At 62.5% G+C, this 20522-nt stretch carries 15 protein-coding genes and 1 tRNA gene; 6 read left to right on the top strand and 10 right to left on the bottom strand.

Features of this window, described 5'->3' with window-relative positions:
* Positions 1 to 14 precede the first annotated feature (14 nt).
* Positions 15 to 1163 carry a branched-chain amino acid ABC transporter substrate-binding protein gene (locus tag APT63_10955; protein ID AMA46107.1) on the top strand — a complete coding sequence of 383 codons (1149 nt, stop codon included), beginning with the start codon at positions 15 to 17 and terminating at the stop codon, positions 1161 to 1163.
* An 80-nt stretch (positions 1164 to 1243) separates the two neighbouring features.
* On the opposite strand, the gene APT63_10960 is transcribed toward APT63_10955, so the two are convergent.
* Both APT63_10960 and APT63_10965 read right to left on the bottom strand, forming a co-directional pair.
* Positions 1244 to 1957, bottom strand: a complete 714-nt coding sequence (locus APT63_10960) for a transcriptional regulator (GenBank protein ID AMA46108.1) — start codon at positions 1955 to 1957, stop codon at positions 1244 to 1246.
* 130 nt (positions 1958 to 2087) lie between these two features.
* On the bottom strand, positions 2088 to 4634 hold the full coding sequence (locus tag APT63_10965) for a histidine kinase (protein ID AMA46109.1): 2547 nt from the start codon (positions 4632 to 4634) through the stop codon (positions 2088 to 2090).
* Positions 4635 to 4781: 147 nt separating this feature from the next.
* Here APT63_10965 and APT63_10970 point away from each other — a divergent pair, with 147 nt between their 5' ends.
* The 3 genes from APT63_10970 (at position 4782) to APT63_10980 (ending at position 9061) form a co-directional block, all read left to right on the top strand.
* Positions 4782 to 5549, top strand: coding sequence for a short-chain dehydrogenase (locus APT63_10970; GenBank protein ID AMA46110.1), 768 nt, complete (start codon positions 4782 to 4784; stop codon positions 5547 to 5549).
* A gap of 123 nt (positions 5550 to 5672) precedes the next feature.
* On the top strand, positions 5673 to 7520 hold the full coding sequence (locus APT63_10975; protein AMA46111.1) for a citrate transporter: 1848 nt from the start codon (positions 5673 to 5675) through the stop codon (positions 7518 to 7520).
* A 113-nt stretch (positions 7521 to 7633) separates the two neighbouring features.
* On the top strand, positions 7634 to 9061 hold the full coding sequence (locus APT63_10980) for a diguanylate cyclase (GenBank protein ID AMA46112.1): 1428 nt from the start codon (positions 7634 to 7636) through the stop codon (positions 9059 to 9061).
* A 757-nt stretch (positions 9062 to 9818) separates the two neighbouring features.
* Here the strand turns inward: APT63_10980 and APT63_10985 are convergent.
* The 3 genes from APT63_10985 to APT63_10995 all read right to left on the bottom strand — a co-directional run bounded on the left by APT63_10985 (position 9819) and on the right by APT63_10995 (position 12615).
* Positions 9819 to 10157, bottom strand: a complete 339-nt coding sequence (locus APT63_10985) for a hypothetical protein (protein AMA46113.1) — start codon at positions 10155 to 10157, stop codon at positions 9819 to 9821.
* Positions 10158 to 10354: 197 nt separating this feature from the next.
* Entirely contained in the window at positions 10355 to 11743 is a 1389-nt protein-coding gene (locus APT63_10990; GenBank protein ID AMA46114.1) for a xanthine permease XanP, read from the bottom strand.
* A 200-nt stretch (positions 11744 to 11943) separates the two neighbouring features.
* The gene (locus APT63_10995; protein ID AMA46115.1) at positions 11944 to 12615 is read right to left on the bottom strand and encodes a hypothetical protein; all 672 of its coding nucleotides are present in this window, start codon (positions 12613 to 12615) and stop codon (positions 11944 to 11946) included.
* 134 nt (positions 12616 to 12749) lie between these two features.
* Here APT63_10995 and APT63_11000 point away from each other — a divergent pair.
* Both APT63_11000 and APT63_11005 read left to right on the top strand, forming a co-directional pair.
* Positions 12750 to 12837: transfer RNA gene (locus APT63_11000), tRNA-Ser, on the top strand.
* Between the two features lie 842 nt (positions 12838 to 13679).
* The gene (locus APT63_11005; protein AMA46116.1) at positions 13680 to 14657 is read left to right on the top strand and encodes a hypothetical protein; all 978 of its coding nucleotides are present in this window, start codon (positions 13680 to 13682) and stop codon (positions 14655 to 14657) included.
* Between the two features lie 78 nt (positions 14658 to 14735).
* Here the strand turns inward: APT63_11005 and APT63_11010 are convergent, their stop codons facing one another.
* From APT63_11010 to APT63_11030, 5 genes are all read right to left on the bottom strand, one after another.
* On the bottom strand, positions 14736 to 15113 hold the full coding sequence (locus APT63_11010) for a hypothetical protein (protein AMA46117.1): 378 nt from the start codon (positions 15111 to 15113) through the stop codon (positions 14736 to 14738).
* Positions 15114 to 15172: 59 nt separating this feature from the next.
* A complete protein-coding gene (locus APT63_11015; protein AMA47862.1) occupies positions 15173 to 15991 on the bottom strand; it encodes a hypothetical protein in 819 nt (272 codons plus the stop codon).
* A gap of 740 nt (positions 15992 to 16731) precedes the next feature.
* Positions 16732 to 16983, bottom strand: a complete 252-nt coding sequence (locus tag APT63_11020) for a hypothetical protein (GenBank protein ID AMA46118.1) — start codon at positions 16981 to 16983, stop codon at positions 16732 to 16734.
* 14 nt (positions 16984 to 16997) lie between these two features.
* Positions 16998 to 17816, bottom strand: a complete 819-nt coding sequence (locus APT63_11025) for a hypothetical protein (protein ID AMA47863.1) — start codon at positions 17814 to 17816, stop codon at positions 16998 to 17000.
* A 1006-nt stretch (positions 17817 to 18822) separates the two neighbouring features.
* A complete protein-coding gene (locus tag APT63_11030; protein ID AMA47864.1) occupies positions 18823 to 19641 on the bottom strand; it encodes a hypothetical protein in 819 nt (272 codons plus the stop codon).
* Positions 19642 to 20522: the final 881 nt, after the last annotated feature.

Here is a 20522-nt window from a genome sequence, read left to right on the forward strand (position 1 = left end):
CGGAGACAATAACAATGAGTGCAGTCCGCGACCCATCCGCGCAGCCCAAGACCCTGGTCAGCCTGCGCAACCTGAACAAGCACTACGGCGACTTCACCGCCGTGGACAACCTCGACCTGGAGATCCAGGACGGCGAGTTCCTGACCTTCCTCGGCTCCAGCGGCTCGGGCAAGTCCACCACGCTGTCGATGCTGGCCGGCTTCGAGACGCCCAGCAGCGGCGAGATCCTGGTCGAAGGCCAGTCACTGGTGAAGGTGCCGCCGCACAAGCGTGACATCGGCATGGTGTTCCAGCGCTATTCGCTGTTCCCGCACCTGTCGGTACGCGACAACATCGCCTTCCCCCTGGCGATCCGCAAGCTGGGCGCCAGCGAGACGGCCAAGCGGGTCGACGCCATGCTCAAGCTGGTGCAACTGGACAGCTTCGCCCACCGCCGCCCGGCCCAGCTGTCGGGCGGCCAGCAGCAACGGGTGGCGATCGCCCGGGCACTGGTGTACGAGCCACGCATCCTGCTGATGGACGAACCCCTGGGCGCACTGGACAAGAAGCTGCGCGAGGACTTGCAGGACGAGCTGCGTCAGCTGCACCGGCGCCTGGGTATCACCATCGTCTACGTGACCCATGACCAGGAAGAAGCCATGCGCCTGTCCCAGCGCATCGCGATCTTCAGCCACGGCAAGATCGTCGGGCTGGGCAGCGGCTACGACCTGTACCAGAACCCGCCGAATGCTTTCGTCGCCTCGTTCCTGGGCAACTCCAACTTCCTCAAAATCACCACCCAGGGCGAAGGCGCGGGCAGCTTCGAGGGCCAGCCGCTGGCGATGCGCCTGACGCCGGGCCTGGCGTCCGGTCAGGAGGCACTGGTGATGGTGCGGCCGGAAAAGGCCCTGGCGCTGAGCGACGAACAGGCTCGCCGCGAGCCCTTGCCCGGTGGCTGGAACGAGGTACAGGCCAAGGTGACGGAGGTGCTGTTCCTGGGCGAGAGCCAGACCTGCCATGTGGTCACGGCCGGAGGGACGGAACTGACGGTCAAGGCCCTGTCCGCGGCGGGCATGCCCATGAAGCCGGGCGACACGGTCAAGGTGCGCTGGGCCGTGGCCGATGCCTGCGTGTACACGCAGTGGTCGCCCAGCGACCTGAGCAAGTCCGCCGGCGCGCACTGACGCCGGCGTCTGGCGCGTGCCCGTCGGTGGCACGCGCACGGGGACGGGTCAGGACTTGGCCTGCCCCACCCCGCTGTCGATCACTCGGTCAGACCGACGTAGACGTTCTGCACGTCATCGTGGTGGTCGATGGCCTCGAGGAACGCTTCGACCTCGGCCAGGGCCTCGGCGCTGAGGCTGGCGGCGCTGACTGGGTTCTTCGGCGTGTAGCCGATCTTCGCCGAAGTCACGGTGAAGCCGTGTTCGGGCAATGCCTTCTGGACCGCATCGAGGTCGGTGGTGTCGGTGATGAACAGCGTCGAGCCTTCCTCTTCACCCGCTTCGAAATCCTGGGCACCGGCCTCGATCGCCGCCATTTCCGGGTCGGCGTCCGGGCTGTCCGGGGTGGCTTCGAGCAAGCCGACGTGGTTGAAATCCCAGGCGACCGAACCGCTGGCGCCAAGCTGGCCCTTGCGGAAGGCCACGCGGATCTCGGCCACGGTGCGGTTGACGTTGTCGGTCAGGCATTCGACGATCAGCGGCACGCGGTGGGGCGCGAAACCTTCGTAGGTGACTGCGGTGTACTGCACGGTGTCACCGTCCAGCCCGGCCCCTTTGCGGATGGCGCGCTCCAAGGTCTCGCGGGTCATCGAGGCCTTCTTGGCCTGCTCCACGGCCAGGCGCAGGCGCGGGTTCATGTCCGGGTCGGCGCCATTCTTGGCGGCGATCTGAATTTCCTTGGCCAGCTTGCCCATGATCTTGCCCTTGGCATTGGCTGCGGCTTCTTTATGTTTGGCTTTCCACTGTGCGCCCATGTCGACTCTCTCAGGTTCAACGGCCGGTTCAGGAAGCGACCGGCAAAAGGATGCAGTTTATACGCCGTTGCTGAAGGATCGACAAGAAAGGCCGGGATCGAAAAGCCGCACTACCCGGCATGGGCAGCGTTCAGCGCACGCTTCGCTGCGCCTGCATCAAGCGCACCAGCACGTCGTTCTCGACCGGCCGACTCAACAGGTACCCTTGCACCTCGTGGCAGTGATCTTCCGCCAGCAGCGCCAGCTGTTCAGGCGTTTCCACGCCTTCGGCGGTGACGGTCATGCCCATGGCATTGCCCAGGTTGATGATCGCCTGCACCACGCAGCGGTCGCTGGCGCTCTTGCCGAGCGCCTGGGTGAAGCGCTTGTCGATCTTGATGCCGTCGAAAGGATAGGTGCGCAGGTAGCCCAAGGACGAGTAGCCGGTACCGAAGTCGTCCATGTTCAAGCGTACCCCCAGCTCCTTGAGCGCCTGCATGGTGTGGAGCGCGCCTTCGACGTCGTTGAGCATCACGTTCTCGGTGATCTCCAGCTCCAGCCGGCGCGCCGGCAGCCCCGTGGCCATGAGCACGTCGTGCACATCGCGCACCACGTCACTGCGGCTGAACTGTGCAGGCGACAGGTTCACCGACACCGTGACTTCGAGTGGCCAGGCACGGGCGCGTTCGCAGGCCTCACGCATCACCCAGTTGCCCAGCAGCACGATCAGGTCGGATTCCTCGGCCAGGGGTATGAACGCATCCGGCGCTTGCAGACCGCGCACCGGGTGCTGCCAGCGCACCAGCGCCTCGACCGCCTCGAGCGTGACGCCGTCCACACGAAAGCGTGGCTGGTAATGCAGGCGCAGCTCACCGTGGGCGATCCCGTCGCGCAGCTCCTGTTGCAGCAGACGCTTGTCCAGCAAGGCCGTGCTCATGGCACCGGAGAAATAGCGCCAGGTGTTGTGGCCTTCGCGCTTGGCGGTGTCCAGGGCGATGTCGGCATAACGCAGCAGCTCCAGGGGCGTGCCGCCCTGCTCGCTCGACAGCGCCACCCCCAGGCTGGCCCCGACCTGCACGGTGCGTCCCTCGAACAGGATCGGCTGGCGCACCCTGTCGATGATCCGGGTGCAGAAGCGATCCAGTTCGGGCCGCTGGCCTGGCTTGACCAGCACGATGACGAACTCGTCACCGTCGAGCCGGGCAATGAGATCGCCGTCGCGCGTCGTCTGCATCAGTCGCTCGGTCACCTCCAGCAGCACGGCATCGCCGGCGGGATGGCCAATGCCTTCGTTGATGAGCTTGAACTGCTCCAGGTCCAGCATCACCACCGCCAACTCGGGCGGTTCGTCGTGCGCCAGGTGCTCGAGGTGACGGTACAGCTTGTTACGGTTGGGCAGGTTGGTCAGGGCGTCGTGCAGGGACAGGTGCTGGATCTGCGCGTGGGCCGCGACTTCATCAGTGATGTCCGTGGTCGTGCCCCGGAACCCCTGGCACTGATCGGTGGCGGGAATGGCCCGCGCCGAGATACGACAGATGCGCTGTGCGCCCGAATGGTCGCGGTAGCCGCAACGCAACACGCCAGGCTCGCCGGAACTGCCCAGCTCGCGCAGCCAGATGGCCAGTTCGCCCGTGTTGCAGTCGAGCAGCTCGGTGATCGGTCTGCCCAACCAATGAGCCGTGTCCAGCCCGGTCAATTCGGTGAAGCGGTTGGACAGGTAGATCAGCCGCAGGCTCGGGTCGGTCTCCCAGATCCAGTCGGAAGCGGACTCGGCGATGGCCTTGAAGCGCGCCTCGCTGGTTTCCAGGGCGGCCTTCGACGCCGCCAGCCGCTGCTGGCCGCGATCGATGCTGGCACTGACGCGCAGGGCATACCGACCCAGCACGGCGAGGATCAGGGCGATCAGCAGGATCGCCAGGATCAGGGGGATGCCGACGGCATGCACGAGCGCCTGGCCGGGTTGGGCGACCTGCCAGGTCAGCCAGTGCCCGCTACCGGGCAACGGCAGCCTGTCGGCAGCCGAGCCTTCCGGCGCCTGGCTCGACAACGACACGCCCTCCAGCCCCGCAGAACGACCGAGCGTGGCCAGCAGGTCATCGTCCAGGACACGGATGAAGGTCAGCACGGCACTGGCCGGCGGCAGTGCGGCGGTCGAGGCTGGCGGGCTGATCACCGAGGCGGTGAACAAGGCAGGGCGTCCTTCGTACAGCAGGTAGCCCGTGGCAGCCTCCTCCTGCAGCGCTGCCCGACGGGCCGCTGCCAGGATCGTCGGCGCCTGGGCGCTGCGTCGAGACAGGCTGTCATTGCTCAGCCGCCCTTCGACCACGGCGTAGCGCGTCCCCGCATCGTCCAGCACGTACACCCCTTCGTAGCCGTCTTCGCTGAAGAGCGTGGTGCCGATGTTGTCTTCGCCGAAGGCCCAGCGTGTGTCCACGGTGCGGGACAGATGGTCGTAGGCCGCCTGCCAGACGGCGTGGCCTGTGACATAGGCGCGTTCGGCTTTTTCCAGCTGGGTCAGTGTCGACTCGGCATGGAAGCGGCTGACCTGGACCTCGCGTTCGTCCAACGAACCGGCGAGGCGATACAGCGAGGTCAGCACGACCACCAGCATCACGATCAACAGACCGGAAAACGCCAGCATCAGCCGGCGTATCAGCTGGTTGCGAGTGGACAGGCCCTTGTCACGGATACGATCCATTCGATTTTTCGTCTCGCCTCGGCGTATGCACCATAGACCCCCTGCGGGCTGGTGTGATCGTAGCAGATGACGACCGGGCACGGGCCCTTGGGTGGCTATCGTCGGACGCACGTCTAGACTCTGGGCGACATCCACAAGGAGACACCCATGCCCAGAACCACGCTGTTCGACCTGGAGGGCAAGATCGCCCTGGTGTCCGGGGCCAGCCGCGGCATCGGCGAGGCCATCGCCCGTCTGCTGGCGGACCAGGGCGCCGAGGTCATCGTGTCCAGCCGGCACCTGGACGCCTGCCGACAGGTCGCCGAGGCCATCGTCGCCGCCGGTGGTCGCGCCACGGCGATGGCCTGCCACATCGGCGACCCCGAGCAGATTCGCCAAGTGATGACCCAGGTGCGCGAGCGTTTCGGTCGGCTCGACATCCTGGTCAACAATGCGGCCACCAACCCGCAGATGTGCCATGTGCTGGACACCGACCTCGGCGCGTTCCAGAAGACCGTGGACGTCAACATCCGTGGGTATTTCTTCATGTCGGTGGAGGCCGGCAAGCTGATGCGCGAACACGGTGGCGGCAGCATCATCAACGTGGCCTCGATCAACGGCGTCTCGCCCGGTGCTTTCCAGGGCGTCTACTCCATGACCAAGGCGGCGGTGATCAACATGACCAAGGTCTTCGCCAACGAGTGCGCAGGATTGGGCATCCGGTGCAATGCATTGCTGCCGGGCCTCACCGACACCCGCTTCGCATCGGCACTGGTCAATACGCCGGCCATCCTCGACAGCGTGCTGCAGCGTGTTCCGCTCAAGCGCGTGGCCGCCCCGCGCGAGATGGCCGGCGCGGTGCTGTACCTGGCCAGCGAAGCGTCCAGCTACACCACCGGCGCAGTGCTGAACGTCGACGGCGGCTACCTGGCCTGAGGGCCGCCTCACGGATTGTGTCGCTCGCGGCCGATCCGTTGCACTGGGTCAATGCCAGGTCGACAGCGACCCGCCACACTGTGCGGCATTGCCGGTCGCCGGTGCCTGGGATGACCCGTGTCGATGAATCACGAACTGTTGAGCGTGCTGGGTCTGCTGGCGATCATGATCGGATTGTTCCTGGCCAACCGACCGCGCATGGACATGGTCGCGCTGCTGGCGATGATGGCCTTGCCCTTGACCGGTGTGCTGAGCGTCGAGCAGGCCCTGGCCGGTTTCGGCGACCCGAACGTGGTGCTGATCGCCGCGCTGTTCGTGATCGGCGAAGGCCTGGTCAGAACGGGGGTGGCCTACCGGATCGGGCTCTGGCTGAGCGAGCGTGCCGGTCATAGCGAGACCCGCCTGTTGATCCTGCTGATGCTGGCGGTGGCCGGCCTGGGCTCGGTGATGAGTTCGACGGGCGTGGTCGCGCTGTTCATCCCCGTGGTCCTGAGCCTGTGCGCGCGGATCGGGCTGGCGCCAGGCCGGCTGATGATGCCGCTGAGCTTCGCCGGGTTGATCAGCGGCATGCTCAGCCTGGTGGCGACACCGCCGAACGTGGTGGTGCATGGCGAACTGGTTCGCCAGGGTCATACAGGGTTGGGGTTCTTCAGCCTCACGCCGCTCGGGCTGGTGATCCTGCTGATGGGTATCGGTTATCTGCTCTGGGCACGCCGCTTTCTGCCTGTGCCCAAGCCGTGTGCGCAAGGCACGCCGGGCAGACGCACGCTGCTCGACCTGGTCCGTGACTACGCCCTGAGCGGCCGTGAACGTCGCCTGCGGGTCGCGCCGGATTCGCCCTGGGTCGGGCATACTCTGGGTGAGTTGCAGTTGCGTACTCGCCAGGGCGCCACTGTGATCGCCATCGAGCGCCAACAGCACCTGACCACGCGCATCAAGGCCGCCGACGCCACGACCCGCATCGAAGCAGGCGATGTCCTGCTGCTGGACCTGTTCGGCGCTACCGACGCCCTGGCCACGCTGTGCCAGACGCAGCGCCTCGAACCGCTGCGGTTCAAGGCGGCCTACTTCATCGATCATTCCCAGGACATCGGCATGGCCGAAGTGCTCTTGCCGCCCGGATCATGCCTGATCGGCCATAGCGTGCTGAGCCTGGGCTTTCGCAGCCGATTCGGGCTGCACGTGACCGGTCTGCGGCGCGAGCATGCAGCGCTCACCGACCATCTGGTGGAGTGCCCGTTGCGCATGGGCGATACCCTGCTGGTGGTCGGCCCCTGGAAAGCGATTCGACGGCTCCAGGCCCGGCCCAAGGATTTTCTGGTGCTGAGCCTGCCTGTCGAGATCGAGCAGGTGGCACCTGCCCGCGCACGCGCGCCCCAGGCGTTGTTCAGTCTGGGGGTGATGGTGGCGTTGATGGTCAGCGGGCTGGTGCCCAACGTACTGGCGGCCTTGATCGGCTGCCTGCTGATGGGCGCCGGACGCTGCCTGGACCTTGACAGTGCCTACCGGGCGATTCACTGGCCGAGCCTGGTCCTGATCGTCGGCCTGCTGCCTTTTGCCACCGCGCTGCAGAAAACCGGGGGCATCGACCTGGCCGTCACTGGGCTGGTCGGGGTGCTGGGCGACGCCAGCCCTCGCGTCCTGCTGGCCTGCCTGTTCGCCCTGACCGCGACCATCGGCCTGTTCATCTCCAACACCGCGACCGCCGTGCTGATGGCGCCGGTAGCGGTCAGCCTGGCGACCACCCTCGGGCTGGCACCGCAGCCCTTCGCGGTGACCGTGGCGCTGGCGGCTTCGGCCGCCTTCATGACGCCGGTCTCTTCCCCGGTCAATACCCTGGTGATGGGACCCGGCGGTTACCGCTTCGTCGATTTCGTCAAAGTGGGCGTTCCTTTCACGCTCATGGTGATGCTGGTGGCGGTCCTGATGGTGCCTTGGCTGTTCGCTTTCGAGCCGGCCTTGGGCCCATGAAACAGGGATTGATCGATCAATAATATCCAATTGACATCAACCAGCAGGTTGCACACACTCCCGAGCATGCCGTCCCAAGCGCCCGCCCTTGAGGCCTGGGCGCGGACTTTCGCTTGCCGGACACGCTCATGGTGCCTCCAGCCCTTTCACGCCTGCTTCCCTACCCGGCCCTTACGGCGCTGACGTTCGTCCTGACCCTGGCGGGTATCCTCGCGCGTCCCATCGAGGCGCTGTCCTTGTTCTGGCCGGTGAATGCCGTGCTGATCGGCGTGCTGCTGCGTTACCCGAGACCGGCCACGCCCCTGGGGTTCCTGCTGATGTACACGGCCATGGTCGGCGCCGACCTGGCCTGTGGCAGTCAATGGTTGCCGGCCGCCTGGTACAACCTGTGCAACCTGGGTGCGATCCTGACCGGCTGGGCCCTCCTGGCACGCGTGGCCCGAGCCCACCGCCAGTTGGGTACACCCTATGCGGTACTGAACCTGTGTGGCGCCAGTGCAGCGGCGGCCGGGGTAGCCGCGAGCCTGGCCTGCGTCGCGGCTTTTATCTGGTTCGACCAGCCACTGCGCAGTACCTGGCTGGACTGGTTCAGCGAGCAGTTCTCCACAGCCATCCTGTTGATGCCGGCACTGCTCACCTGCCCCGCGGGCGACTGGACCCGCCGCGTGGACACACCGCCGGTGCGCCTGATGCCCTTGGCCTTGCTGCTGGCGTCGCTGGCCGTCGGTATTCTGGTCGGCGGCCCGGGCGCCATCGCTTTTCCGATCGCCGCGCTGCTCTGGTGCGCCTTGATCTACTCGCCCTTCTTGGTCGCGCTGTTGACGCTGTTGGCAGGCAGCACCCTGATCATCGCGGTGGCGCAGGCCTTGCTGCACTATGGCTATCCAGGGCGCGAGGCTGCGGTCAACACGTTGGTATCGGCGCGTCTGGGCATCGCCATGCTGGTTCTGGGGCCGTTGGTGGTGGCGTGTGTCAGCCATGCCAATCGGGGGCTGCTCGCACGTCTGCAGCGGCAGGCGACCCTGGATCACCTGACCGGCGCGCTGTCGCGCAGCGCCTTCACCGAGCGGGCCACGCGCCTGCTCGAAGAACGCCGGCGACATGCCCATGCTTCACCGATCACGCTGATGATGCTGGACATCGACCATTTCAAGTCGATCAACGATCAACATGGGCATGCCGCCGGTGACCGAGTCCTGAGGCTGTTCACCCAGGTCCTGCAGGAGCAGTTGCGTGAAGAGGACATCCTGGCCAGGCTGGGCGGCGAAGAATTCGTCATCGCCCTGCCCGGCCTGTCGCCGGAACAGGCCAGGTTCACCGCCGAGCGCCTGCTGCGCACGGTACGCGCCATGCCCGTGCACCATGGGGGCAAGCAACTGCGCATCACCGTGAGCATCGGCTACGACGGCTGCGCGGTGGGAGAGGTCTCGCCGACCTTGGATCAGTTGCTCGATCAGGCGGACCATGCGCTGTACCGTGCCAAGGCGCTGGGCCGTAACCGCACCGAGCGTGCTCGGCAGGTGACGGAGTCGATGCTGTAGGTTCGAAAGTGGCCAGTAGCGTGGAAAACGACTCGCTGGCCGTCAGACAGATGCTGCTCGCGCTGGTCAAATTCTGCTCAAACCAACAGAGGCCGCGCGGGCCTTAGCTTACAGGCCGTTATCCACAGACCTACCCACGTTTTCTGTGGACAGATTCCAATCAAATGAACGACTTGTCGCACAGGGTTCGAGTGAATTGCTCGGCGGCCTCGGTGCAGCGTACGTGATTGCCTTGCCTTCACTCAACCCGGTGGGATCGTGCCCAGCAGGCCGATCAACAGCGTCAGGATCAGAAAACCGCCCAGAAACAGCGCTAGCTTGCCCATGGTGACCTCTACAGTGTGTCGAAACAAAAGGGGCCGAGGCATGTGCAGATCGGTTCAATCTGGGATCCGCCATGTTCGGTGTGGGGTCATTATCCAACGCCAACTGATACGGTTACAGATTCAGGTCTGGGTGAAAAAACCATATCAGATGGCCGATGGTGCCAGGGCTGGCGCCACTGCTCTCTGAACGGGATGCACAGCACGGCGCTACCCACCATCAGTGGGTAGCGTGTGCTGGCATCAGAAGGTAGGTACGTGTGCAGGGGTTCAGGTGCGTTCAGGCTTGTCGCCTTCGCGGCGTCCTGTCTGTTGCGCGGTGGTCTTGCCGTCGTCCGACTCGCTGGTGCCGGAGCGCGAAGCGTCGTTATCACGCTCGACTTCACCCGGCTTGTGTTGCGGATCCGTACTGCCAGTGTGCTTGTCCATGGTGCTCAACCTCCAAGGGGTACCCCGCCTTGGAGTGCCAACGGTGTCGACTGGTTCACCCGCACGGGCCCCGCACAAGCGTGCTGCAAGGCCAGCTGGCGCGCTTTGGCAACCGCATTGGCCAGTGCACGCGTCATCGACTCCCCCGGGCGCTCGTTGTACGCCTCTTCGTGCAAGGCCATGCCTGAGGCAGCATAGATCCCCATGAACACCTGCGTGATGCCGCCGCGCGACAGGCGTACCTGGACATCGAGGGTAGTGCCGTCGACCAGGGTTTCAGGGTGCGTTCGATGATGGAGCGTTGGATCGGCCCACGACCAGAAGAGGTCCCCGCGAATTCTCATGCCAGCGCTCCTGCGACTTTCGTTGTAGAGGTCTTGCCACTACCCCACACAGTAGCGCAAGCCACGTGACAGCCCTTCGATAAAACGCACGTCTGGCGAAAAATTCGGACAGCCGGTTGAACCAATGCGAAAGACGAAAGTCCGCCCGCCTCAGCTGATCCGAGGCGGGGACGAACGAAAGCCGGAGGTGACGATGATCACGCCCGTTGCGAAGTTTCCGGCAGGAACCAGTTGAGGATGACGGCACACAGCCCGCCCGTCGCGACCCCGGATTCCAACACATCACGCAAGGCAGACGGCATGTGCGCGAGAAACTCCGGCACCTGCGCCACACCCAGGCCCAGTGCCAGCGAAACGGCGATGATCAAGAGCGCACGGCGGTCCAGGGACAGGCTGGCGAGGATATTGATGCCCGAGGCGGCGACCGCACCGAACATCACCATGGCCGCGCCACCGAGCACAGGCTCCGGCACGGCCTGGATGACCCCGGCCACGCTGGGGAAAAGCCCCAGCAGCACCAGCATCGCGGCGATCCACAGGCCGACATGGCGACTGGCGATCCCGGTCAGCTGGATCACGCCATTGTTCTGGGCGAAGATCGAACTGGGAAAGGTGTTGAACAACCCGGCCAACAGCGAGTTGGCGCCATTGACCAGCACACCGCCCTTGATCCGCTGCATCCAGACCGGGCCATCGACAGGTTGGCGCGAGACCTTGCTGGTTGCCGTCACGTCGCCGATGGCCTCGAGCGAAGTCACCAGGTAGATGACCAGCATCGGGATGAACAGTGCCCAGGAGAAGCCCAGGCCGAAATGCAGGGGCATCGGGACCTGAACCCAGGCCGCTTCGTGCATGCCAGTGAAATCCAGTCGCCCCAGGTAACCGGCCAGCGCATAGCCCGTGGCGAGCGCGATGACGATGGCGCAGCTGCGCATCCAGACGACCGGCACACGGTTGAGCAGCACGATGATCGCCAGCACAGTGCCCGACAGCAGCAGGTTCTCGCCGTTGGCGAAGGTGCCGTTGCCCATGGCCGTGAAGCCGCCGCCCATGCTGATCAACCCTACCTTGATCAGGGTCAACCCGATCATCAACACCACGATGCCCGTCACCAGGGGGGTGATCAACCGCTTGATGAACGGCAGGATGCGCGACACTGCCATCTCGATGAAGGAACCGGCAATCACGACACCGAAGATCGCCGCCATCACCCCTTCCACCGGCGTGCCTTGCTTGACCATCAGCGCACCGCCGGCGATCAGGGGGCCGACGAAGTTGAAGCTGGTGCCCTGCACGATCAACAGACCGGCCCCGAACGGACCGAAACGTCGGCACTGCACAAAGGTGGCGATGCCCGAAATGATCAGCGACATCGACACGATCAGGTTGGTGTCACGGGCCGGGACGCCCAATGCCTGACAGATGAGCAGACCGGGCGTGACGATCGGCACGATGATCGCCAGCAAGTGCTGCAAGGCCGCCAGCAGGGCGATCAGCGGCCTGGGCTTGTCGTCCAGCCCCAGCACCAGTTCATCGTTGTCGTGGGGGCCTGACCCCGTGGCTGACCTGCGCGCGATGGAACTCATGAAAACACTCTGCCCGTGGAAAAGAGGCGCGCATTCTACGGCCAGAGGTGCCATTGGGGTAGGGAAAATCGGACGGTGTGCTACGTAGGACGATAGGAATGATGGCGTCCAGTTGCACGCCTACTGATCGCCAGCGCCCTACCCATGAAAAAGGGGCGCCAAGCGCCCCTTTCGAGTCATGCCGGGAACGACCGTGAAGATCAGTCGTCGCTGCCCATGATGCCGAACAGCTGAAGCAGGCTGACGAACAGGTTGTAGATGGAAACGTACAGACTGATGGTCGCCATGATGTAGTTACGCTCACCGCCATGGATGATCGCGCTGGTCTGGAACAGGATGCACACCGACGAGAACAGCACGAAGCCGGCGCTGATCGCCAGTTGCAGGCCGCTGATCTGGAAGAAGAAGCTGGCGATCACGGCGCCCATCAGGACGAAGAAGCCGGCGGTGATGAAGCCGCTGAGGAAGCTCATGTCCTTGCGGGTGGTCAGCACGTAGGCCGACAGACCGCCGAAGACCAGTGCGGTCATGGCGAACGCGGAGCTGACGACTTCGGCGCCCCCGCTCATGCCCAGGTAACGGTTGAGGATGGGGCCGAGGATGAAGCCCATGAAACCGGTCAGAGCGAAGGTCGACACCAGGCCCCAGGCCGAATCGCGCAGCTTGGCGGTAAGGAAGAACAGCCCGTAGAAGCCGATCAGCACCACGAAGATGTTCGGGTAGCCGACGCGCATCTGCTGGGCGACGAAGGCCATGACACCGCTGAAGGCCAGAGTGAGGGCCAACAGGCCGTACGTGTTGCGCAGGACGCGGCTGACTTCCTGCTGCTCGACCTGCTGGCCGTGGTTGACGGCATAATCCTGTTCGCGCATGGCGACGCTCCTGTGGTAGATGGTCCAAGGTTTGACACATTTGGATGCAGGCAGCATACCAGAGCCTTTGCCTGGGTCGACAGAGAGAGTTTGACAGCTTGTTTCATTCGGGTATGATTGCCGCCGCTGTACACGGAAGCGTGGCCGAGTGGTTTAAGGCAACGGTCTTGAAAACCGTCGATGGGCAACTATCCTAGAGTTCGAATCTCTACGCTTCCGCCATCTTCAAAGCCCTGATGATTCAGGGCTTTTTCATTTCTGGCGGGGCTGATCCGGATCCCGAGACACGCCGAGACGCCTGCCCTTTCCGAAACCCTTTCGGAACACTTCCGAAACCCATGGCAAATGAGGCTGCTGCCTCTGCATCCGACTCATTTATCCACCTGACGGTGCCATGCCGATTCGGCAAGGCGGTCTACCCGCGCTCGGACGCGAAACGACAAGCCGCTCAGCCAATGCCGTCCTTGGGGTTCATCCCCTTTCTTCACCCATTCACCCGCAAGAACGACTGATACGCCGCGCGACTCATTTCGTCGTGGTCAGCGCCCTGCTCGTTGATGGATCCAATCCCCGACTGGGATACTTGCGCCGTTTTTCAGGGGGGTTCACCACACATGCCATACCGATTCGCTGTTGTCCCGGCAATGCCGCCGCGTAACGAATCCACACGACACATCCGTCGCCCAACGCAGATGACAGACGGCTCGTTCGACATCTACGATTGCCACGGCAAACAACGCTTGACGCCGACGTTCGCGAATCGCCGCAAGGCAGAAGCCGCCTGCCAGCAGCTCAACGGACTGTATCGCTCCACCCAGCCCTGATCGTGCACCCCCGCTCGATACCCGTGCCGCCTGCTCACGGGTTTACGCGTCAGCCCCTGCCTTCTATATTCGGCCACGCCTTCTGCTTCCGGGCAGCGGTCTGTGCTGTCGAGCGGTCCAGGTCGATCTCGGCACGAGGGCCCATGAACGTTTGCCCCTGCCTGGTGCTCTAGCCTACAGCCATGGCTGATGGCCATTCACCAGCCATGATCCCCCATCGATATGACAAGGATGAACACGATGCACACAAGAACCCTATGGCTCGGCACGATGCTCGCGGCAGGCATGCTGCTGGCAGGATGCGATGACGGCCAGCCCTCTCGGGAGACATCGGCTGCACACAGCCAGGCTGCCGCTCACACGCCGAGCGCCGAACAGATCGAGATCGAAAAATACAATGCCTATGTCGACGCCGCCAATCGCGGCGGCAACTTTGCCGAGATACGGGAAAAGCGCCGGGCCGACTACGCGAAGGTACTCGCGTCGAAGGACAAGCTCTCCGACTATGGCCTCTTCAGCGCCTATGACATCAGCGGACTGCGAGACAATCTGAAGAAGGCGTTGGCCTTGTCATCGCCCATGCCAGAACTGGACGAACCGGCCAACGCGATGCTGACGGCGCTGGAAACCCTCGAACCCCTTCACCGCGACCTTTCCAACTACGCAGATTCCAAGGGTTACCTGGCCGATGGCGGACAGAAGGCCAGGGAGCTGGAGCCTGCGCTGGATGCGGCGCTCGAGCGTGTTGCGACCGCGCAGGCCACGTTCTATGAAGGCCTGGCCAAACGCGACGAAATCAACGTGCAGCACGCCTTCGACGAGGCTGAAAAGGACTCGCAGGACTATTACCGTGCGGGTTTCGTGCTATACGCCAAGCAGGCGGTTCGCCTGTCCATGGACTTCTTCGAGTCTGCCGGATCACAGGCGTCGATCGTGCCGTTCGAAGAACGCCTGGGCAAGGTCGCGCAGATGATCGAAGGCTGGAACAAGCAGAATACAGACCAGTCTCCGAGCTGTACCGTACTGCTGAGCCGCATGAACCAGTTCATCGCCAAAGGCCGGGAAGCCATCGAGACGGCCCGCACGGGCGGATACGTCTACGACGAGCAACGCCAACTGTCCTGGAAGATCAACAACCCCATCGAGCGCGATGCGAAGAACTTCAACAGAGCCTATGACGATGTCATCGATGCCCTGAACAGCACGCGTTGCCAGTGATCGGCAGGCCATTCGCCGTTCAGATGCCCTTGAGCGCTAGCGCACCGCGGACGGTCAAGGGCGCACAGCCGAGAATGTTCAGGCAGCCCAGGTTTCATGCAGATGACGCCACAGCACGTCTCCCTCCTGAAGGATGAGCAGCGCCGTCGAGATCCGTGTCTTTGGAGCCTGAGCAGGCAGCCGGTGGGTTTCTCGATAGAGCACCGTCGCGCTGCCTGCCCCCTGCTCCAGGACCTTCAGGTCGGTCAGCTCGATCGTCAAACCCGGTTGGGTCTCTGAGCGCTGCGTGAACAATCGCTCCACTGCCTGCCGATCGATCTGAACCCCTGTGGGCGTGACCATGGAAAAATCCGGATGAAACCGCGCGAGCATCGATTCGATCCGGGGCTCTCCTCGAGCGAAAAGCGCCTCGATCAACACATGCAGGTCAATGACTTCTTTCAGATAGGGGTTCACAACGTGGCCTCCTGATTTGGCTCTCGATTATGGCCAACATGATCAGCAGGCGACAGGGTTCATGTCGAGGGTGGGCCGCTGCCAGGAAGACCATAGGTGAAGGGATCAGCGCCGCGGTTCTGCGCGTTCTTCGCCTTGCGTGCCTCAGTGGGTGGGCTGATCATCTGTACGGTGAGGCTGCCGTCGCTTCCGGCGTACACCACGGCACTGGCACCGCCGTCGAGGTAACTGGCGATGGTGGCCAGGTTGATTTCTACCAACGCGCTGCTGACGCCGGTATTGCCCAGACGCCGGCCGATGTCGTAGCCCTCCTCCACATTGCCCACGTCCAGGCCATGGCCATCGGTATTGAGGCTGTGCAAGGCGTTGGTCAGGGCGATTTCCGCTTCGGTGTTGTCGGTGGTATCGTAGAACACGCGTACCGGTTTTTGTCCATCGGGCAAAGTGTCCAGCGCCTTGAGCCAGCCCGCTTGCAAGGCCTTGGCCTGTAGGGCGGGTTTGAGGCGCTGGCCGTGTTCATTCTGCATCGAGACCTTGATCGGACGGTGTAGATAGCCCAGCACTGGCGCGGCGTCGAATTCTTTGAGCTGGTGTTCGGCCCAGCGCACGGGCAGCCAGTGGGAAGGTTCGAAATCGCCTGGACCGCGGTTGCTGATGGTTTTCCACAAGGTGGGTAGTTGCGATTGCCAGTAGGCGGTGGACATGGTGTAAGGGAGCACAGACTTCTTAGTGCCTTTGGCATGTTCAGCGGCCCTATACCAGTCCACGAATAAATTGCTCTGATCCCAGTAAAACGCCCATAACTTGCCCAGATCCGTATTTTTGTTTTGATTGTCCTCAGTCTCATGGATAGCAAATGGGCGAATATAGCGGTCCACTCGGTCCGAGCGTGTAACCAGCAGGCCAGTCGCGTTTTCGTAAATCACCGGAACCCTGTGGCCATTTTGCAAGCCCGGCGTGCCGGGTTCGCGATAGGGATTTCGCGCCACATCGCCGTCCTGGCTTGCAATCAAGGCTTGCGGCACAGTGGGATTATTGTCAAAGAATGTAAACAGTCGTTCAATCATGACTTGCGCATGGGTCGTGTTTTCATCTTCTTGCCACAGAAACTGGGTAACTCCCAAAGTCGCAGCATTACGCCCTGCATTAATCAAACCTGCTGCTCTATATCCTTTTGCATAGGGGTCAGGGGGACCAAGCGCAAATGCCGGGACTGGCCAATACGCTACTGCCTCACCAGCCGAGCTTTTGAACGCCATGCGGACTTTGATGCGTGAGGAGTTTTCTCTGGACATCAATGATGAGTCATAGTCCTTCGCATCCTGCGAGTAAATGGAAGCAAAGTTGTCGTTCTTCTTCTTTATAAACTGCCAGATTTTAGACTGGCCGTCTTGGTGCAGTCCGAGACCCACTCCCCGAATCTCCAAGGCGTAGCTCCTACCTTGGATGGCTTGCTGTTCGGCGATTCTGGCCTCTGTTTCTTTCTCATGGGCGGTCTTCTCAGCTCTCTCATAGGCCTGGGCGCTATCTCGCCAGCACATGCCAAAGATCACCAGCCAGCCGACAAACGCTGCAATACCCCAAGCCAGGGCGGGCTTCAGGCCGCGAAATGCCATGTCTACGCCACACTCACATTCAGCGCATGGCTGGCCACACCCTGACATCCGCATGCCAGCCGATGGCCTTGCAGCACCACAGGCTTGCCATTCAAGCGACGGCTCGGATGCCCCTCGATGAAAGCGAACACCCCGCCGTGGAGCGGGCAACTGGCTTTGTCGCCCATGACCGCTGGCGTTTTACCGTTGAGGGTGTGGGTGCCAGCCAGTTGGCATGAGATCACGCTGCCACCGCTGCTGGTAGGGTCCCCCAAGCAGATAGGAGCCCTCATGCCGGGGGTGGTCCGTTACCGGGGAGGCCATAGATGAACGGATCAGCGCCGCGGTTCTGCGCGTTCTTCGCCTTGCGTGCCTCAGTGGGCGGGCTGATCATCTGCACGGTGAGGCTGCCATCGCTACCGGCGTACACCACGGCACTAGCGCCGCCATCGAGGTAGCTGGCGATGGTGGCCAAGTTGATTTCTACCAACGCGCTGCTGACGCCGGTACTGCCCAGACGCCGGCCGATGTCGTAGGCCTCCTCCACATTGCCCACGTCCAGGCCATGGCCATCGGTGTTTAGGCTGTGCAAGGCGTTGGTCAGGGCGATTTCCGCTTCGGTGTTGTCGGTGGTGTCGTAGAACACGCGTACCGGTTTTTGCCCATTAGGCAAGGTGTCGAGCGCCCTGAGCCAGCCCGCTTGCAAGGCCTTGGCCTGTAAGGCAGATTTGAGGCGTTGGCCGTTTTCGTCCTGCATCGAGACCTTGATCTGGCGGTGCAGGTAGCCCAGCACTGGCGCGGCGTCGAACTCTTTGAGCTGGTGCTCGGCCCAACGCACGGGCAGCCAGGGGGATGGTTCGAAATCGCCTGGACCGCGGTTGCTGATGGTTTTCCACAAGGTGGGCAGTTGCGATTGCCAGTAGGTGGTGGACATGGTGTACCTAAGCGCTGGCTCTTTAGCGCCTTTAGCAAGCTCGGCTGCTTTATACCAGTCCATGAAGGCTTTATTCCGATCCCAGTAAAAGGCCCATAACTTGCCTAAGTCCGTATTTTTGTTCTGGTTGTCCTCGGCGTCATGGGTGGCGAACGGGCGAATGTAACGATCCACCCGGTCCGAGCGCGTGACCAACAGACCAGTCGTGCTTTCGTAGATCGTTGGAACCACATGGCCACTTTGCAAGCCCGGCGTGCCTGGTTTACGAAACGGGTCTCGCGCCACATCGCCGTCTTGGCTTGCGAGCAAGGCCTGTGGCACCTTAGGGTTCTCGTCAAAAAACGTGAACAGGCGTTCAATCATGCCTTGGGCATGGTCCGTGCTTTCATCGTCTTGCCACAGAAACTGGGTAACGCCCAAGGTCGCGGCATTACGGCCTTCATTGATCAGACCTGCTGCTCTATATCCTTTTGCATGGGGATCGGGCGGCCCAAGCGCAAAGACCGGGATCGGCCAATACGCCACTGATTCGCCAGCCGAACTCTTGAATGCGATGCGGACCATGATGTCTGCGGCATTTTCTCTAGATGTCAATGACGGATTATAATCTTTCGCATGCTGCGAGTAGATCGAGGCAAAGTTGTCGTTCTTCTTTCGAATGAACCGCCAGATTTCGGACTGGCCGTCTCGGTGCAATCCAAGCCCCACTCCTCGAATCTCCAAGGCGTAGCTCCGACCCTGAATGGCCTGCTGTTCAGCAATTTTTGCCGCCATCTCTTTTTCATACGCGGCACTCTTAGCCCTCTCATAGGCCTGGGTGCCATCTCGCCAGCACATGCTAAAGATCACCAACCAGCCGACGAACGCTGCAATGCCCCAAGCCAGGGCGGGCTTCAGGCTGCGAAGTGCCATGTCTACGCCACACTCACATTCAGCGCATGACTGGCCACACCCTGACATCCGCATGCCAGCCGATGGCCTTGCAGCACCACAGGCTTGCCATTCAAGCGACGGCTCGGGTGCCCTTCGACGAAAGCGAACACTCCACCGTGGAGCGGGCAACTGGCCTTGTCGCCCACCACCGCTGGCGCTTTACCGTTGACGGTGTGGGTGCCAGCCAATTGGCATGAGATCACACTGCCACCGCTGCTGGTGGGGTCCCCCAGACAGATAGGAGTACTCATGCCGGGGGTGGTCCGTTACCGGGGAGGCCATAGATGAACGGATCAGCGCCGCGGTTCTGCGCGTTCTTCGCCTTGCGTGCCTCAGTGGGCGGGCTGATCATCTGCACGGTGAGGCTGCCGTCACTACCGGCGTACACCACGGCACTGGCACCGCCGTCGAGGTAACTGGCGATGGTGGCCAGGTTGATTTCCACCAGCGCGCTGCTGACGCCGGTATTACCCAGGCGCCGGCCGAGGTCGTAGGCCTCCTCCACATTGCCCACGTCCAGGCCATGGCCATCGGTGTTTAGGCTGTGCAAGGCGTTGGTCAAGGCGATTTCCGCTTCGGTGTTGTCGGTGGTGTCGTAGAACACGCGTACCGGTTTTTGCCCATCGGGCAAGGTGTCGAGCGCCTTGAGCCAGCCCGCTTGCAAGGCCTTGGCCTGTAAGGCGGGTTTGAGGCGTTGGCCGTTTTCGTCCTGCATCGGGACCTTGATCGGGCGGTGTAGGTAGCCCAGCACTGGCGCGGCGTCGAATTCTTTGAGCTGGTGTTCGGCCCAGCGCACGGGTAGCCAGGGGGATGGTTCGAAATCGCCCGGGCCGCGGTTGCTGATGGTTTTCCACAAGGTGGGTAGTTGCGATTGCCAGTAGGCGGTGGACATGGTGCTCGGGTTTTCTGAGACTTCAACGCCCTTGGCCTGCTCAGCGGCTTTATACCAATCTGTAAATGCCCTATCCCGATTCCAGTAAAATGCCCACAACTTACCCAGATCCGTGTTTTTGTTTTGATTGTCTTCAGCGTCATGGGTAGCAAATGGGCGAATGTAGCGGTCCACTCGATCCGAACGCGTGACCAGCAGGCCAGTCGCGCTTTCGTAGATCGACGGCACTGCATGGCCGTTTTGCAGCCCCCTAGTACCCTGTTTACGAAACGGGTCTCGCGTCACATCACCGTCTTGGCTTACGATCAAGGCTTGAGGCACCTTAAGGTTGTCATCAAAAAACGCGAATAGCCGTTCGATCATGCCTTGTGCATTGGCCGTGTTTTCATCGTCTTGCCACAGGAACTGGGTAACGCCCAAGGTCGCGGCATTACGCCCTTCATTAATCAAGCCTTCTGCTCTATACCCTGTTGCGTTGGGATCGGGCGGCCCAAGCGCGAACACCGGGATAGGCCAATATGCCACCGATTCACCAGCCGAACTCTTGAAAGCAATACGGGTTTTGATGTCTGCGGAAATCCGTCTTGTGTCTAAAGACGGGTCGTAGTCTTTCGCATCCTGCGAGTAGATAGAAGCGAAGTTGTCGTTTTTTTCCTTAATGAACTGCCAGATTTCGGACTGACCGTCTCGGTGTAATCCAAGCCCCACCCCCCGAATCTCCAAGGCGTAGCTCCTACCTTGGATGGCTTGCTGTTCGGCGATTCTGGCCTCTGTTTCTTTCTCATGGGCGGTCTTCTCAGCTCTCTCATAGGCCTGGGCGCTATCTCGCCAGCACATGCCAAAGATCACCAGCCAGCCGACAAACGCTGCAATACCCCAAGCCAGGGCGGGCTTCAGGCCGCGAAATGCCATGTCTACGCCACACTCACATTCAGCGCATGGCTGGCCACACCCTGACATCCGCATGCCAGCCGATGGCCTTGCAGCACCGTAGGCTTACCGTTGAGGCGACGGCTCGAATGCCCCTCGATGAAAGCGAACACCCCGCCGTGGAG

Origin of the sequence: Pseudomonas monteilii, from assembly GCA_001534745.1 — a bacterium.
GTDB classification, from domain to species: domain Bacteria; phylum Pseudomonadota; class Gammaproteobacteria; order Pseudomonadales; family Pseudomonadaceae; genus Aquipseudomonas; species Aquipseudomonas alabamensis.